Source organism: Paenibacillus sp. GCM10027628, from assembly GCF_042676385.1.
Lineage (GTDB): Bacteria > Bacillota > Bacilli > Paenibacillales > NBRC-103111 > Paenibacillus_E.
In genome coordinates this window covers 46,544-63,648 of the sequence record NZ_JBHTHA010000037.1, presented here as the reverse complement: position 1 = coordinate 63,648, position 17,105 = coordinate 46,544, and the positions used below count along the sequence as shown (strand labels likewise).

Sequence of the window (17,105 nt, the reverse complement as noted above, 5' to 3'; positions counted from 1 at the left end):
GCTTATATGGAGAACATACAAGAAAATGCGGCTAGCTCATTAGAAGCGAAAGCCGCTCCAGCACTTAAGAACCGAGGGCTGTTGTTAACGGGGCTTATTATCGCTATGCTGTTCGGCGCATTAGACGGAACCATTGTAGGAACTGCGATGCCGCGCATCGTCGGTGAATTCGGCGGACTCGGCCTCATGGCCTGGTTGACGACTGCTTATATGCTGACTTCAACGGTAGTCGTACCGATCGCCGGTAAGTTGGCGGATTTGATCGGCCGCCGCGTCGTTTATGTGACAGGTCTATTGATCTTTATCGGAGCGTCTGCGCTCTGCGGTCTCGCTCAAAATATGACTGAACTCATTTGGTTCCGCGGCTTGCAAGGGATTGGCGGCGGTATTATGATGCCGATGGCCATGATTATTATCGGGGATTTGTTCACTGGGAAACAGCGTGCCAAATGGCAGGGCGTTTTCGGGGCTATTTTCGGATTATCAACCGTAATTGGTCCGCAGGTCGGCGGCTGGATCGTTGACTCTTTGAACTGGCGTTGGGTGTTTTATATCAATCTGCCTGTTGGTATTCTGGCCGTTATTTTAATTGCAATTGCCTTACCTAAGCATAAAGCAACCGGCGGCGTGAAAATTGACATTCCTGGCATTGTGACCATGATTGTCGGGGTCGTGAGCTTATTGCTCGCCTTAACCTTTGGCGGTAAAGATTACGCATGGGGCTCTTGGCAAATCGTTTGCCTTTTCGTACTGGCCGTAATTTCTTTAGTTTCCTTCGCCATCATCGAAAGCAGAGCCAAGGAACCGATTCTTCCCGTACGTCTGTTCAAAAACCGCATATTTACAACGATCAACGGTATCGGCTTCCTGATGTCTGTCGGCATGTTCGGCGCGATCATGTTCGTGCCCCTGTTTATGCAAGGCATCGTGGGCATTAGCGCCTCCGCTTCCGGCACCGTGATGACGCCAATGATGTTAACCATGATTGTAGCCAGCATCATCTCCGGCCAATTCATTCAAAAAATCGGCGTACGCAAGCAAATGCTGCTCGGCATGCTGATCATGGCTGCTGGCTTCTATTTGCTAAGTACGATGAGCATTGATACAACTAAGCTTCTCGCATCGAGCTATATGCTGATCCTTGGTTTGGGAATGGGTCTGGTTATGCCGATCTTGACTCTCGCCTTACAGGAAAGCTTCCCGAAATCCGAGCTTGGCGTGGTTACGTCATCCAGCCAATTTTTCCGCCAAATCGGGGGTACCTTCGGCATGACGATTCTCGGCGCCGTAATGAATCATAAATCTACCGTTTTGTTGGAGCAAAATCTAACACCCGTCGTCAAACAATTGCCGGCGCAAGCAAGCGAGATGGCGAATCAGATGACAAATATGATCCATACGAACCCCCAGGGCTTGTATTCTTCGCTTCTTAGCCCTGAAACACTGGCAAAAATGCCGAAGGAATTTGTGGATCATATGCTTCCGATTTTAAAAGATGCGCTTGTTACTTCACTTCACCAAGTATTCATCATCGGTTTAGTCTTCGTTCTGCTCGGAGCGGTGCTCACATTCTTCATCGGGCAGATCAAAATATCCGACCGTAAATCCAAAAAGCCCGAATCCGAAACAGAAGTTTCCACGGGGCTTGCGTAAATAACAAAAAATGCTCCCATCCTCTTGTATAGAGGGTAGGAGCGTTTTTTCATTCAATAGTTCCGATATGATTAAGAGGGAATAACCGGAAGACGGCTTTTCCGATCAAATCTTTTTCGGGTACAAAAGGTGTTGGCCATAAATGTGAGTCATAGCTGTCATTTCGATTATCCCCGAGGAAAAAATAGTTACCCGCGGGTACGGTCACTTTATTGAATGTATAAGTCATTGGCGACTTCACATAGGGTTCGTCAACCTTTTCGCCATTGCGGTATAAGGCTCCGTCCTTGACCTCGATCGTATCGCCCGGCAAACCGATCAGCCGTTTCACATAACGGTCCTTATTGCCCTGGAGAGGCGGCCAAAAAACGACGATATCACCAAATTTAAAATCAGTGAGCGGCTTCATTTTCTCAACGATCAGCTCGTCCTTCAATTGAATCGTCGGCAGCATAGAACCTGTGGGTACAGTCATCGCTTGCGCTACATAAGTGTTAATGACAAGTGCCAGAATAACAGCAAATGCAATGCTGGGCACCCATTCTTTCGCGATTTTCAGGATGGATTTCATCAGGTTGTCCTCCCTTTCTCTTTCTATGAAAGTTCTATTTAACAGTAGATGATTTCACAAGTTCGAACATTAATATAAAATAAAAAATGTTGTCTTATGGTTTCTTTTGACATCGATCAAGCTATAGCGTTTAATGGTTTTAGATAACCGAAAAGGAGTGATCGCTATGAAATACCGCAGACTCGGAAAAACGGAATTAAAGGTTTCCATCGTAGGCGTCGGAACTTGGCAGTTCGGCGGAGAATGGGGCTTGGATTACACGCAGGCTGAGGCAGATGCGATTTTGGATCAGGCCGCAGAGCTCGGCATCAACCTCATTGATACCGCTGAATGCTATGGGGACCATTTGTCCGAATCTTTCATCGGCAGCTATTTATCGCGGCGCAAGCGCGAAGATTGGGTAGTCGCTACAAAATTCGGGCACCACTTCCATGAGCGTTTCACACGTACGGATAGCTTTAGTGCCGAGGATGTCGTTAAACAGCTAGATGCGTCGCTTAAGGCTTTGCAAACGGACTATATAGATTTATATCAATTTCATTCCGGACCGGATGCCGTATTTGATAATGACGAACTCTGGACGACTTTAGACAAACAAATTCAGGCAGGGAAAATCCGCCATCTTGGCACATCTATTGGCAGTAACGCCAATATCCATCAAACGGATGCCTCCAGCAAAGTGAACTCGCAAGCTATTCAGGTTGTTTACAACCGACTGGATCGGGCTCCAGAAGATCTCGTATTCCCGTCCTGTCAGCGACAGGATCTGGGTGTTCTCGCTCGCGTCCCGCTGGCAAGCGGTTATTTAAGCGGAAAATACAAACCGGGCGCTGTATTTGATACGACCGATGTACGTCATCGTCACGATCAGGAGGCTACGCGCCAAAAATTGGAAGAAGTACAGCGCATTCAGAAGGAAGAAGTCCCCGAAGGCATGGATATGGCCAAATGGGCGCTTGCCTGGTGCTTGAAGCATGATGCTGTCACTTCGGTTATTCCGGGATGTAAGAATCCGGAGCAAGTCATCGCTAATGCAAGCGCGACTGAACTCATCAGCGACAACCATCCTCAAGCGTGGAAGGCATAGACCGGACAGGGAAGGAACGACTAAGTATGAGCAACGAGATCCAACATGAAGAAACATGGGGACATCTGAACAGCCATCTGCCCGAGTGGATCGAGGATAGCAAGAAACACACGGAAGACGGTAATGTAGCGTCTTATATCCCGGAGTTAGCGCGCGCGCCGAAGGATGTTCTTGGCATCTGTATTATGGATGCCGCGGGCAACGCCGCCGTCAGCGGTGACCATGAATACCGTTTTACGCTGCAAAGCATCTCAAAAGTATTTACATTGATTTTGGCACTGATGGATCGCGGTGAGGAAGTCGTATTCTCCAAGGTAGGCATGGAGCCTACAGGAGACGATTTCAACTCCATGCTAAAGCTGGAGCTGGTCGAGCCGGGCATTCCGTTCAATCCGCTGATAAATGCGGGCGCCATCGCCATTTCCTCGCTCATTGCCGGCGGCAGTCCAGCTGAGCAAACGAGCCGCATTCTCAAGTTTTTCCGGGAGATAGCAGATAACGAGACGCTGGACATTAATCAAGACGTCCACAAGTCGGAAGCCGACACCGCTCACCGCAACCGTTCGCTGGCCTATTTTCTCAAGGACAATGGCGTCCTGCACCATGATGTGGAAGATGTCCTTGAAGTCTATTTCAGCCATTGCTCGGTTGAAGTCAACTGCGCGGACCTGGCAAGAATGGCGCTCGTTCTGGCTCACAACGGCGTTGATCCAATCCGGAATCAGCGCATAATTCCGCGCCGTTTCGTGCAAATCGCCAAGACGTTCATGTTTACCTGCGGTATGTACAACGCTTCCGGCGAATTCGCCATGAACGTCGGGCTGCCCGCCAAAAGCGGCGTGTCCGGCGGCATTCTGACGATGGTGCCGGGGCGTTACGGCATCGGCGTAGTTGGACCTGCGCTGAACACAAAGGGCAACAGCACCGCAGGCGTTCACTTGCTGGGCAAGCTGTCGCAGGAGTTTGATTGGAGTTTGTTCTAGCTTGAGAAAAAAACCTTCCTGAGCGGTACGTTCATCCGCTCTGGAAGGTTTTTCTTTTAATCGTAGAGAAGCGGCTTAATTTCCGCCGAATCCATATTCGTTTTATCATACCAGTGAAAGCCGGTATCGATGCTTTTCGGCACCGATTCACCCTTAACGGCTTGAACGGCAGCTTTTACCGCCCAGTACCCGATGCCGATCGGATCTTGGGTTACAGCGCCGGCCATTTTACCGCTGCGGATCGCGTCCTTTTGCAGCTTGCCGGAGTCATAACCGACAATTACGATTTTACCGTCCTTCTTCAACTCCGTTACGCCGTTAATAACACCAATTGCCGCGCCTTCATTGGACCCGAAAATACCTTTGACGTTCGGATGCGCCTGGATGATCGCTTTCGTTAAATCCGTCGCCTTCAGCTGGTCGCCGCTGTATTGCGTATCGACGATTTTGATATTCGGATATTTCTCTTTGATCCGGTTGGTGAAACCGTCTCGTCGGTCGACGCCAGTGCGGCTCGTTTGGTCGTGCACGACAAGTGCGATTTCGCCTTCTTTGCCGATAAACTCCGCCATCTTGTCAGCGGCGAGCGCTGCAGCAGCTTTATTATCCGTAGCTGCTGTTGTTACCGGGATATCGCTGTCTACGCCGGAGTCGAACCCGACCACCGGAATTTTAGACGATTTCGCCTTCTCCAGAAGCGGAGATGCCGCTTTGCTGTCCAGCGCCGCGAAGGCGATAGCCGCAGGCTTTTTACCAAGCGCTGCTTGCAGCATTTCGATCTGTTTGTCCACTTGCTGCTCGGTTTCAGGTCCTTCGAAGGTAATGTCCACATTAAACTCTTTCGATGCTTTTTCAGCGCCTAATTTCACGGCTTGCCAGAACTGATGCTGAAAACCTTTGGAAATCACAGGAATGTACATTTTATCCGTGTTTGCTTTTGCTGCCGTTGTTGCCGCCGCTCCTGTCTCCGCGGGAGCTTGTGCGGGCTTCGTCGTGCCGCAAGCTGCCAATACAGTCGTAGCGAGTAACATGAAAGCTGCAGCAGAAATCATTTTCTTTTTAGCTGATAACATTTTCATCCTTGTTCTCCCCTATCGTTTTGGTTGGTTGTATTGGATTCCTGAAAGGAAGTAATACCGGTGCCCGTTTACTTCTTACGTCTGCGCATAATGTCGGCATACACGGCCAGAATGACCACAAGACCGACAATGACGGTTTGCCACTCCTGTTTGACAGATAAAATGCGAAGGCCATTGGTCAGCACGCTCATGATTAATGCGCCGATCACCGTGCCGAGGATGGAGCCTTTGCCTCCGCTGAGTGAGGTTCCCCCGATGACAACCGCCGCAATCGCTTCCAGCTCGTATCCCGATCCTAAAGCGGGCTGTGCCGAATTCAGCCTCGACGCCATAACAATCCCCGCAATCCCGCTAAATACGCCGGTGATTGTATAGATGGTTATTTTCCAGGCGGTTACATTCACGCCGGACAGGCGGGTCGCCTCCTCGTTGCTGCCTAGTGCAAATGTGAATCGTCCGACAATCGTTTTCGTTAATAAGATGCTAGCCAGAATCGCAATCCCAAAAAAGATCAAAATCGCATTCGGTATTTCGATGCCGGGAATGATCGAGCCCATCGCAATTTTCGAAAATTCCGGACTATCGTTAAAATAGATCGGCTTCGTTCCCGAAATGACGAGGGATAGTCCTTTCGTAATCATCATCATGGCCAAAGTGGCGATGAATGGCGGGATTTGCATTTTTGCAACCGCTAATCCGCTGATAAGACCACAGACAGCCCCGGCCGCAATGCCGCCAATAACGCCCAATGGCATCGGCAACCCCCATACTGTGATCATGACACCCGCCATCACAGAAGCAAAAGTCATGACCGTTCCTACGGCAAGATCGATACCCGAGGTGATAATGACGAACGTAGAGCCTAAAGCTAAAATGCCGATAACAGCTGTCGACAGCATAATCCCGATGACATTATCGAACTGCAAAAAGTTTCCCGAAGCTACTGAAAAAATAATTACAAGCGCGATCAAGCTTGCAAATGCGAGTACTTTCTGTGTAGCGCTTCCCGTTGACGCTTGTCTTGCTACCATGGCTTTCATTCTGGTTCAGCCCCCTATTAACGTGCTGTCGCAAATTTCATAATATTTTCTTGGGTCGCTTCCGCGCTGCTTAGTTCCCCTGTAATCCTGCCCTCGCACATGACCATAATCCGATGACTCATACGAAGCACTTCCGGCAATTCGGAAGAAATCATAATGATGGACTTTCCCTGGGCTGCCAGATCTTCCAGCAAGCGATAAATTTCCGCCTTCGCTCCAACGTCTATCCCCCTAGTCGGTTCATCGAAGATGAGAATTTGGCAGTCCCGGGTCAACCATTTGCCGATGACGACTTTTTGTTGGTTGCCGCCTGATAAATTTTTGACCGTTTGATCCACCGTTGGTGTTTTTATTCTCAAGGTTTCCGTGTAATGCTCCGCGTTTTGGCGGATCTTGGCGTCATTCATGAAACCCAGATTGCTTCTGAAGTGCCGATATGTCGCTAGAGCTATATTCTTTTTCACATCCATATCGACCAGAAGTCCATAACGTTTCCTGTCTTCGGACAAATAACCGATTCCATAATTCACGGCATCATTGGTATTCCGTATTGAGACTTGCTCACCCTGGATCCAAATCTCGCCGGATTCGCTCGGATCCGCGCCGAAGATTGCACGTGCGACTTCCGTTCGTCCCGCACCCATCAGTCCGGCGAAGCCAAGAATCTCACCTTTTTTCAAATAAAAGCTTACATTTTTCACCATCGAACCGCGGTTCAGGTTCCTGACCTCAAGCACGTTCAATTCGCTAACCTTCTCAATGGAAGGTTTGGTCGCATTCTGAATTTCACGTCCGACCATCATGGCAATGATTTGATCGATCGTGATTTCCTTGGTCGAAACGGTATCAATATAACAACCGTCCCGCATCACGGTGATTCGATCTGTAATCCTCCGCAATTCATCCATTCTGTGGGAGATGTAAACGATTCCAACACCATTCGCACGAAGCTGCCTAATCATGCGAAAGAGGTCATCGATCTCGGCATCCGTCAAAGCGGCCGTCGGCTCATCCATGATCAACACTTCAGAATGAAACGATAGCGCCTTGGCAATTTCAACCATCTGCTGCTTGGCTACGGTTAGGTCCGCCACTTTGGTTCTTGGATCCAGCTGAAGATTCATTCGTTCGAACAATTGCTGCGTCTGATTGTTTAGCGCATCTTCATCCAAGAACAGCTTGACTTTCTTCCGCGGCTCCCGTCCGATAAAGATGTTCTGGGCTACCGTCAGATCCGGCATCAAATGGAGCTCTTGATGGATGATGCTGATTCCCAAGTTTTGCGCTGCTTTCGTATGGGGAATATCGACTTCTTTTCCCTTGTAGCGGATCGTGCCCTCATCCTTTTGATAGACGCCGGTCAGAATTTTCATCATTGTTGACTTACCGGCTCCGTTTTCGCCTACAAGGGCATGCACCTCGCCCGGCAACAACTCGAAACGGCATTGATTCAAAGCATGCACGCCCGGGAATCGTTTCTCAATTCCTTCCATCTGGACTAGAGCATCTTGATTTTGCATCGTTTCTCCCCCCAGGTCATTTCTTTGTATGAGCTTATTATATATGGGCGACCGGAAATATTAGGTTTGTTTTCTTCCTTAAAAAAGTTGAATAATCTATTTTTCTGCATCAATTACCTTATTTCACGCGCGACTGCATTTTCCATTGACTTGAGAACTATTATCAAGTAGAATAAAGCTCGTACTTAAAAGTGATAATGATTCTCATTATTATAACTTGTAAATAGGAGATATATGATGAAAAAATCGCTATTGGCTCTACTCTTCCTTCCAATCATTCTCATAATGCTTTTGCCTCAGCTTGTGAACGCTGCAAGTGATGGGATTGAAAATATGGGTAAAGCAAAGCCTATGATCTCAAATGCCCTAAATTCGGCAAAAGACGATATGGCTAAATCGAAGCAATTTTATGATCAATACCATGATTTGTGGATGGATGTTGAGGATTCGGTTAAAGTTGATTCCAAAGCAGCATACAAAGAGATTGAAGCTGAGATGGGGCAAGTCGACTATGCGTATACAATCAATAAGCAGGAAGAAGTCATCACTGCCCTACAGAAGTTACAACAAGTACTCGATCGTTATATACAAGGTCAGTACAGTCAAGTTGCCGATGTCCAAGAGGAAAATATAACACTTTCCGGCTTTGTTACTCTTTTGGAGCAGACGAAAGAACAAGTAGTAAAACACGATCAAACAGCCTCTTTGAATGCGATTAGCAAAGTACGGGACAGTTGGTTAAGTGTTGAAGGTCATGTTGTTGCGCAGTCCGCTTCGGTCTACAGTAATTCTGAACGTGATATGGTGGTTGCAAACGCGATGATTACAAATCAAGACTATAACAGCGCGGCTAAAACCCTCGATGCCATGATCGCTTATCTCACCCCTCTTGCACAAAAAACGTCTTATACCTACTGGGATGCAGCTATGATTCCAATACGGGAAGGGCTTGAGGCATTGCTGGTAGTCGGCGCCTTGCTTGCATTCGTCAAAAAATCCAACAATGGAAAAGGAGGACTTTGGATCTGGTCTGGGGTTCTTATAGGGCTCCTCGTCAGCGCTGTCCTAGCGGTTATTGTTAAGTTCGCATTCTCTTCTGGAGCTTTTGGTACGAATAACTACCTCATTGGCGGTTGGACTGGCGTTTTTGCCGCTATCATGTTGCTTTACATGAGCTACTGGCTGCATAGTAATTCGAATATTCAAAAGTGGAATGCTTACATACAAACCAAAACGCAAACAGCTTTAACTACGGGTCGCATTCTCTCTCTCGGTATTCTGTCATTCCTGGCCGTATTTCGTGAAGGAACAGAAACAGTTCTGTTCATTATCGGCATGGTCAATCAAATAAGCGTTCAGCAACTTTTGCTAGGGATCTTTGTCGGTTTTGGTATTTTAGCAATCGTTGCGTTTCTCATGTTATATGTAGGCATGAAATTGCCGATTCGGCCCTTCTTTTTAGTCTCAAGCATTATCGTATTTTACTTATGCATTAAATTCACTGGTCTCGGCGTACGCAGTCTACAGCTTGCTGGAACTATTCCAACATCCAACAGCTCGGTATTGCCAAGCATTGACTTCTTAGGATTTTTCCCTTCCTGGGAAGGTGCACTGCCGCAAATTATTATCGCTCTAGGAGCTATCTCTTTTCTCATCGGAAGTAAAATTAAAAAACGTTTGAGCAAGCAGTCAACTGTCCTATCCTAACTATCTTAATCGGAGGTATTATTATGAAACAGAAAATCTTCTTGGCAACGTCTATCCTTCTCATTTCAGCTTTAACACTTTCAGCTTGCGGCTCAAAAGCGACTCAGTCCGCACAATCGAACAAAACAGAAGCAACATCTGCTGCCGGAAAAACGGAAGAGAAGACCGTGTCTGACTCAGCTATCAAAGAAGGGGCTGCTAAACTGCTTAAAACAGCAAAACAACTAAGAAAAGTGGCAACTGCTGGCGATGAAGCAAAGATTAAAGAGACAGGCCCAAAATTAGAAGAAGTTTGGTCATCTTTCGAGGATGGAGTAAAACCCAAATATCCCGACATCTATGAACAAATTGAGAAAAATCTAAATCCAGCTATTGCTGCCGCTAAAGCCTCACCTCTAGATAAAGATGCTGTTTTAAAAATTGATAACCAGTTAATTCAAGTGTTGTACGATTTTTCACAAAAATTAATACCTGCTGACCAAATAAAAGCTGGGGCAACAAAAATGTTAGGAACAACAAGTGATCTGAAAAAAGAAATCGAGGCGGGTAATGAGGCTAAAGTTAAAGAGCTTGGTCCTAATCTTGAGGAAGTTTGGAGCACTTTTGAAGACGGTGTTCGACCTCGTAATGCTGATCTTTATGAGAAAATCGAAAAAAGTCTTAACCCAGAAGTAGCCGGCTCACAAAAGAGCCCAATTGATAAAGCTGTATTAACACAATTAAACGAAGATCTAATTAAAGCGTTGAATGAAACGGTGCAGACAATAAAATAATTCTAAAGTGGGCTGGACCAAAGGTAGATACTTCTACATTTAGTCCAGCCCTTTCTCGGCACCGTCATCGATACTTCCCGCCTAAACCGTAATAAAATCAAAAGGAGCCGCGAACGACTCCTTCGTAATGCCTCACAGCTTCTGAATCATTTGCTTAATTTGCTGCAAAGCGGCTATCAACTCATCAATTTCGGGTTCCCTCAAACGAATCGTTACATAATTCGGCGCGATGCCGCCATCATTGATTTCCAGCAGAGCCGAAGCATCCTGATCGTCCAGCTTCATAGTCAACTGCTCTGTATCCAGCACATTGTGCCAAGTCATTTAACGACACCTTCTTGCTTCTGCGATTTAGCGGGCGGACTTTCTCACATTTTTCTGCTAATAGACGATAAATGTTTTGTGATACACCGTTTCATTATCATCGTTATCCATGACGCGCATCTCCAAGTCCCAGTTTCCGCGGAAAGGAAGGTAAGCGCCTATTGCTTTGTAGCTAAACTTCTGGAAACCGTATGATTCCTCTTGTGTCTTGTCGTCAAACGCTACAATTGGCACTGAAATCGGAGCAATCTCCTTATCGTCTTGATAGTGGAGAATCATCTGCACTTGCTTCGGTTTTCCCGCTTGTTCAGGAAGCCATACTTTGGCTACGAACGTATTCGTCCCCTGTACTTTAGGCGTAATATCCGCCGATACGTGCACTTTCTCGCCCATCTGATGCCATGTCAAAGGCGTATTCGCCGGTATCGGCGCGACATATGTGAGAATGCCGACCAGAAGCATTATGACGACCATAATGGTTAGATCAATCTTTACCCAAAGGTATGCTTGCTGTTCCTTCTTCTTGCGCATAAAGACACGCAGCACGAGCCCAGTGACAACAACGAGCAGCATCGCTCCGATTTTCAAGAGCAGCAGAGTACCCCAGGAACTGTAAAATAAATAATTTAAGTTCGGCAGGAAAAGCAGCACGGATACGGATCCGGTTATCGTCAACACAAGAATAGATATTAGGGCCATATTCGAAAAAGCCCGCATATAGGAGCCGATCTCCTGCTTGTTCTGACGCCACTTCACCATCAGCAGCACCAAGCCTCCAACCCACAGAGCAGCAGCAGCCAGATGGATGAAATCAAGCGTTATCGTAACCCCTACTGGAGAAAAGGACGCCGCATGACCGCTGAAACTTTTCGCAGCCAATAAGCACAGTGCCCATAAAATATCTATCCAAACAAACCTGCCTACAAGTACAAAACCTATAAAAGATAGGACTAATAATAGCATCCAGGAAATACCGATACTCGTGGCGCTGAACAGCTTCCATAAGTCTCCGACGCCCCCGACGCCTAACAAATCCTCGATATGTGTAAAAATGAGAAGCAGCAGCGCAAGTAATTGAGCGCGTTGTAAATTTAACGTCCATGAGGCCAAAGATTTTCTGATTTCGACTCCGTTATGGCCGGGGAACCTCAGCCAGCAAACCCAACCGGCTAATGTCAACACCACCAAATACCACAGACCGCGAAACGTATATTGAAGCATTTCCTTCGTACTCACAGGACCAGAGCCGCCATGCTGATGGCCTGTTGAAGTTCTTGGCAAATCCAGCAAGTCTTCTTGTGGCGGATTGCCGATCGTAATCGGATAACTTCCGCCAACCGGATGTCCATCCGCCGATATCACATGATAGCTGATCAAATAAACGCCCTCATTCAGCTTTGGCAGCGCAAGCTCAATGCCTGTATGATCGGCGGTCATCTGCGCTACATTACGCGTAACCTCATCGCCCTTGTGATCGAATACTTTAATGTAAAAAAGTCCCTCGTCCAATCGCTCATTGAAGGTGATAGCTACTTTTGCAGGGGACGCCTGCAGTTTGCTGTCCGCCTCAGGCGATGCTTGAACCAAGGATGCGTGCGCCGATGCCTGCTGCGGGGCAATTGTACACATCACAACCGCAACAATCATAAACATAAGAACGACCAGCCGATGTTTCAAACCATGATACAATCGCATGATATACTCCTCTATTCCGATATAGGCTTACGCCCGGCAAACCCTTCGTGCCTGCTATGATAATATTGGATAGCTTCTTCTCCTTGCCTCCAACAAAGCAATACCTCTTCGCCATCGATCCACGCGGGGAAATCTACGAGACCAGTGTCGATATCCTTAAGCTCTACGCCCTTCAGCTGAAAACCCTGGATAAGGCTGCGCGCTTCAATCTGTAAGAACTCCAGCTCTGCTTCCATCAAAAAGAAAGGATCTTTTTCTCCGCCGATTTCCTCGGCGTCCTCATTTTTTCTTCTGCGAAGCTCCATATATTTGTCCTCGAATTCGCGTTTCAATGATTGAATCTTTCTTAGCTCCTGATCGATGATGGGAAGCATTTTGTTTGCTTCTTCAACAGTAAAGAATTTACCGGACACCGGCACACCTCCTATAGTTTTCTTAAGAAAACTAGCCTTCGCAAGCTGAACTCATTTCATTCTAGCAAAAAACATGAGGAACTACGAATCGTGGGCACATACCCGGTTTCTCCCCAATCGCTTCGCTTCATATAGCGCTGCATCGGCTCTGCGCAGCACCTGATGAAAATCATCTCCGCCTTTTTTCCATTCGGTTATGCCGATGCTAATCGTACAACTTACGCTTGCACACCCAATATCGAATGAGGAGCTGCGGATGGAATTCAAAACGTATTCCGCTTTATGCTTGGCTTGTTCCAGCTGGGTATCCGCCATAAGTACGATAAATTCTTCACCGCCGAACCTGCCGATCACATCGCTTTGTCGGAAGCATTGCTGCAAAACAGAAGCCATTTGTTGCAGAACCAAATCCCCGGCATCATGTCCGTACGTATCGTTGATCTGTTTAAAATGGTCCACATCCATGATTAAAAAAGCCATCGATTTATGGTCGTATGTTCTGGAATTAGAAGCAAACATGTTCATGATGTATCGCCGGTTATACAAGCCGGTAAGAAAATCGGATTCCGCCAATTTGCGGCTTTCTTGCATTTGCTCCACGGCCAAGTCCTTTTCTTTACGCATCCGTTGAATTTGGTTCGCGAGTCCCCATGATAAGATTAATGTTTCCAGCGTGGAGCCGATCTGCGCACCATACATGGTCCAGCGAGTCATCGGAATGAAGCCTGCGTCCGCAAGCGCTGTCAGTAACGCGCCTCCCATAAAAATACCCCAGCCGAACAAATAATAACGAGCCGGTTTAAAGCCGGACTGTAAGCTTTTGAAACCTGGAATGATCATAAGCAAGTGGAAGAACAATATTTTGCACATCGATACTTGCAACCCAAGCGGGTAATTGATCGCCAGTAAAAATATGTTTATGATTTCAAAGCCAATAAATAAATTGTAAAGCGAATTCCATTTATGTGAGATAGATTGAATAGGCAAAAACTTCCTGGAAAACCGAATGGCAGCAATATGGCTCAAGCAAAGAAAAAAAATCGTCGCCCTATTATTCCACCAAACCGCTTCCGGCCATATAAATTGAAAAGTAATGCCGTTCATTGTCGAGAAAAACAGTAACGCAGATGCGCAGTGCATGGCGAAATAAAGATAGACTTTGGAGCGGAAGGAAAAGGCCAGGAAGCTGTTATATATCATCATAATAATGATAATTCCGTAATATCCGCCCAGAAGCAAATATGACATTTGCTCATTTTCCGTATAAAAGACAGGGTGGATGAGTTTCAATGGCATCGCCATCGAACCTTGCGTTTTAAAGCGCAGATACAGCTCAAGCGTCTCCCCTTGATTAATGGGTACCTTAAACGTATGGTTTCGACTCTTCACTTCCCTATTGGGAAACGGGTTATCGTCACCCGCATGCTTCTGAACAATGGTATTGCTGCCATCCATCACATACATATCTATAGAATCAAGCGAAGGAAAAGCGACTTCCAACAGCCATTCTTCTTTGCTGGATAAATTGCGGAGCTTTAATTTCACCCAGTAATTGGATGAGGTATAGCCATAATTAAGATTGTTGCCAACCGATGCTACGAATCGGTTAGCTACCTCGGGTTGCAGAAGATCATAAAAGACCAGAGAATGATCTTTGTCTTCTAATACACTTGTATATGGAGTCAAATCGTACTCATTTTTGGAATCGTTGAGTTCCAGCATACCGCTGGCACTCGCCCATGGAGACCCGAGAAGACTGCAAAACAGTACGCATACGAGGAGTAAAAGTATAGGAATTGTACGTACCTTCAAGTTATCAACTCCATTGTAAGCAATAAGCTAGGGATGTAGAAGGAGTCCGGGCTCGTTCGGATTAATGATGTTCGTGATGATGCTCATGCTGCTCGTCCACATGTGTGACGGACAGCTCTGCATACCCGACGCCCTTTAGCACTTGTATGCGCTGCTGCAGCTCTCTAAGCTGATGAACCTTCCCGCGGACGACCAGAATTTCCAAGCACTGCTGGTGGTTCAAATGGATGTGCATCGTTGAAATGATTTCATGATGGTAATCATGTTGAAGCTCCATCAGCGTGATCGGCAAGTCACTCACATGATGATCGTAGACCATCACAATCGTTCCGGCTACCGTCTCGTTCGGCTGCAGCGCGCTTGAGGCGAGCAGTGCTTTGCGGGCCAAGTCGCGTATGGCTTCGGAGCGGTTATCATAGCCCTGCAAGGCGATAAGTCGGTCATATTGTTCAATCAAGGATTGCGGCATCGAGATACCGAAACGCACGAGTGCTTCTTTATCAGACATCGGTAACAGCCCCTCCCCTATTACGTGTATATTGGGTTTGTGGTTGGTTTGCGGATCCATGTATACTCTCTACTCTAGCAGAAAGTAGCGTTTACGAAAACAGGGGAGTGGGCTTAAACCCCGCTCCCCTTTTGCTATATAGAATATTGGGGTACCTGCAAAGTAACAAGAATTCGCCTCGTAGGCACCCCTCCAATTTGCGGGGCTTTTTCACGCTAATTGCATTAAGCGTTTGACCCTCATTTCAAGCTCAACCAGCGAGAACGGCTTCGTCATATAATCATCCGCCCCCAACTGAAACCCTTTAACGAGATCGTCTTCTTTCTTTTTACCCGAAAGCATCAGTATCTTCAAATCACGCTGTACCGAGTTCGAATTCTTCTTCAGCAGCTCCAGCAAATGGAAGCCATCCAGTTTAGGCATCATCCCGTCCAAGATGCAAGCATCAAAGGGGCGTTCCTGGAGCAAACGGTGTGCTTCTTCCCCGTCCGGAGCCAGCGTGATTTCAATCGGCAAATGCTCCAGATGCGAAGTTAAGATCGACCGCAGAATCGGATCATCATCGACGATAAGCAAACGTTTTTTCATCGTCGAGCCTGCGGCAAGGTGAGAAGATACAGGTGAAGTAACGCCTTCCTGCGCGCCAACTACCCGATTTCTCCCTTGCTGCTTGGCTTGATACATCGCATCGTCAGCTTTGCTAATCCATTCGGCGACAGAAGTGCCCGGCTGCCACTCTGCAACGCCCGCGGAGAACGTGACGGAGAACATGTGTCCTTCATTCTGAGCAACAGGCTTTTGCCGTACTTGATCAAGGATGCCTTGCATTAAACGGATCGCATGTTCAACAGATGTATTCGGAAGGGCAATTACGAACTCCTCTCCTCCGAATCGCGCCAGCAAATCCGTCGATCGCAAGTTGACCTGAAGCAAATGTGCCAAGCCTTGAAGCACCAAATCGCCAACATGATGGCCGTAGCCATCGTTAATGCTTTTAAACCGATCTATGTCAATAAAGATCAAAGAAATCGGTGCCGGATAACGCTCTATGCGCTGCAGCTCCAACCCGATTTGAAGATCAAAATACCGCCGATTGAACACGCCTGTAAGCGGATCGCGAAAAGCGAGCTGCTCAAAATTTTTAGTTCTTTTTAATAGACCGTAGATTCTTGCCGCCAGCTCTTCATATTGAAACGGTTTCGTTACATAATCATCGGCGCCAAGATGGAAACAACGAACTTTATCATTCAAGTCATTGCGCCCTGAAAGCACGATAAGCGGAAGCCACTTTAAAGTCGGGTCTTCCTTCAGAAACTCAAACAGTTCATAGCCGGGCTGCGGATGCATCATTAAATCCAGCGTAACCAGGTCATACGTGTGCTCACGTAACAATTTCTTCGCTGTTTCCACGTCAGAAGCTTCGTCTACGATACAGTCGTCCAATTGAAGCCGACGGGTCAAATAAGTGCGCAGCACATCATCATCGTCAACGAGCAATAGCCGGCTTTTGAGGGTTCCGAGCATGGAGCCTCCACCGGGAAATTGCTGCTCGTCCATTTGAAGCTCCGTCATGCAGATGTCATATTCCATCTTCAATTGTCTTAGAGCCACCTGACTTGAAGCTGTACTTTCGGCGATTGGCATCAAGGCGTAATGAGCGCCTTCATCATTGCCATCTACTGGGAGAGCCTGCGTCCATTCCCAAACACGAACAAGGTCTTCAGCCAGTTTGCCGACGCGCTGATACCCGAAAATGGGCGCACTCCCCTTTATCGTATGAACGATCCGATAAAACTGCTGCATATCGCGGGCCTCAGGGGAGTCTTGAGTTTGCATAAGCAAAGACTGCAGCTGCTCCAATTGCTTGTTAAACTCGCGTATGAACAGCTTTTTTCCTTGTCTCATAATTCTCGCATCTTTATCTGAATCCAACATGGTAG

15 protein-coding genes are annotated in these 17,105 nt (G+C 47.1%); 5 read left to right on the top strand and 10 right to left on the bottom strand.

The genetic code is table 11. The annotated features are described in order from the left end of the window. Window positions 1–6: 6 nt before the first annotated feature. Window positions 7–1,653: an MDR family MFS transporter gene (locus ACFQZT_RS25100; RefSeq protein ID WP_379304335.1), complete on the top strand. Its 1,647-nt coding sequence runs from the start codon at window positions 7–9 to the stop codon at window positions 1,651–1,653. A gap of 49 nt (window positions 1,654–1,702) precedes the next feature. Here ACFQZT_RS25100 and lepB read toward each other — a convergent pair whose 3' ends face one another. Further along, on the bottom strand, window positions 1,703–2,224 hold the full coding sequence (gene lepB, locus ACFQZT_RS25095; RefSeq protein WP_379304333.1) for a signal peptidase I: 522 nt from the start codon (window positions 2,222–2,224) through the stop codon (window positions 1,703–1,705). A 166-nt stretch (window positions 2,225–2,390) separates the two neighbouring features. On the opposite strand from lepB, the gene ACFQZT_RS25090 reads away from it, so the two are divergent. Then, window positions 2,391–3,311 (top strand): aldo/keto reductase, encoded by a 921-nt coding sequence (locus ACFQZT_RS25090; protein ID WP_379304331.1) that lies wholly within the window; start codon window positions 2,391–2,393, stop codon window positions 3,309–3,311. Between the two features lie 26 nt (window positions 3,312–3,337). Further along, window positions 3,338–4,294, top strand: a complete 957-nt coding sequence (glsA, locus tag ACFQZT_RS25085; RefSeq protein ID WP_379304329.1) for a glutaminase A — start codon at window positions 3,338–3,340, stop codon at window positions 4,292–4,294. A 56-nt stretch (window positions 4,295–4,350) separates the two neighbouring features. Here glsA and ACFQZT_RS25080 read toward each other — a convergent pair whose 3' ends face one another. The 3 genes from ACFQZT_RS25080 to ACFQZT_RS25070 form a co-directional block, all read right to left on the bottom strand. Then, window positions 4,351–5,367 (bottom strand): ABC transporter substrate-binding protein, encoded by a 1,017-nt coding sequence (locus tag ACFQZT_RS25080; RefSeq protein WP_379304638.1) that lies wholly within the window; start codon window positions 5,365–5,367, stop codon window positions 4,351–4,353. Between the two features lie 74 nt (window positions 5,368–5,441). Then, on the bottom strand, window positions 5,442–6,413 hold the full coding sequence (locus tag ACFQZT_RS25075; RefSeq protein WP_379304327.1) for an ABC transporter permease: 972 nt from the start codon (window positions 6,411–6,413) through the stop codon (window positions 5,442–5,444). 17 nt (window positions 6,414–6,430) lie between these two features. Continuing rightward, window positions 6,431–7,933: a sugar ABC transporter ATP-binding protein gene (locus ACFQZT_RS25070; protein ID WP_379304325.1), complete on the bottom strand. Its 1,503-nt coding sequence runs from the start codon at window positions 7,931–7,933 to the stop codon at window positions 6,431–6,433. A 234-nt stretch (window positions 7,934–8,167) separates the two neighbouring features. On the opposite strand from ACFQZT_RS25070, the gene ACFQZT_RS25065 reads away from it, so the two are divergent. Further along, window positions 8,168–9,640: an FTR1 family iron permease gene (locus ACFQZT_RS25065; RefSeq protein WP_379304323.1), complete on the top strand. Its 1,473-nt coding sequence runs from the start codon at window positions 8,168–8,170 to the stop codon at window positions 9,638–9,640. 23 nt (window positions 9,641–9,663) lie between these two features. Beyond that, a complete protein-coding gene (locus ACFQZT_RS25060; RefSeq protein ID WP_379304321.1) occupies window positions 9,664–10,413 on the top strand; it encodes a hypothetical protein in 750 nt (249 codons plus the stop codon). 132 nt (window positions 10,414–10,545) lie between these two features. Here ACFQZT_RS25060 and ACFQZT_RS25055 read toward each other — a convergent pair whose 3' ends face one another. The 6 genes from ACFQZT_RS25055 to ACFQZT_RS25030 all read right to left on the bottom strand — a co-directional run bounded on the left by ACFQZT_RS25055 (window position 10,546) and on the right by ACFQZT_RS25030 (window position 17,100). Then, window positions 10,546–10,737, bottom strand: a complete 192-nt coding sequence (locus ACFQZT_RS25055; RefSeq protein ID WP_379304319.1) for a hypothetical protein — start codon at window positions 10,735–10,737, stop codon at window positions 10,546–10,548. Between the two features lie 57 nt (window positions 10,738–10,794). Continuing rightward, on the bottom strand, window positions 10,795–12,432 hold the full coding sequence (locus ACFQZT_RS25050; protein ID WP_379304317.1) for a copper resistance CopC/CopD family protein: 1,638 nt from the start codon (window positions 12,430–12,432) through the stop codon (window positions 10,795–10,797). Window positions 12,433–12,443: 11 nt separating this feature from the next. Next, window positions 12,444–12,845, bottom strand: a complete 402-nt coding sequence (locus ACFQZT_RS25045) for a DUF2203 domain-containing protein (RefSeq protein WP_379304315.1) — start codon at window positions 12,843–12,845, stop codon at window positions 12,444–12,446. Window positions 12,846–12,926: 81 nt separating this feature from the next. Further along, window positions 12,927–14,657 carry a diguanylate cyclase gene (locus tag ACFQZT_RS25040; protein WP_379304313.1) on the bottom strand — a complete coding sequence of 577 codons (1,731 nt, stop codon included), beginning with the start codon at window positions 14,655–14,657 and terminating at the stop codon, window positions 12,927–12,929. 61 nt (window positions 14,658–14,718) lie between these two features. After that, entirely contained in the window at window positions 14,719–15,165 is a 447-nt protein-coding gene (nikR, locus tag ACFQZT_RS25035) for a nickel-responsive transcriptional regulator NikR (RefSeq protein ID WP_379304311.1), read from the bottom strand. A 210-nt stretch (window positions 15,166–15,375) separates the two neighbouring features. Next, window positions 15,376–17,100 (bottom strand): diguanylate cyclase, encoded by a 1,725-nt coding sequence (locus ACFQZT_RS25030; RefSeq protein WP_379304309.1) that lies wholly within the window; start codon window positions 17,098–17,100, stop codon window positions 15,376–15,378. Window positions 17,101–17,105: the final 5 nt, after the last annotated feature.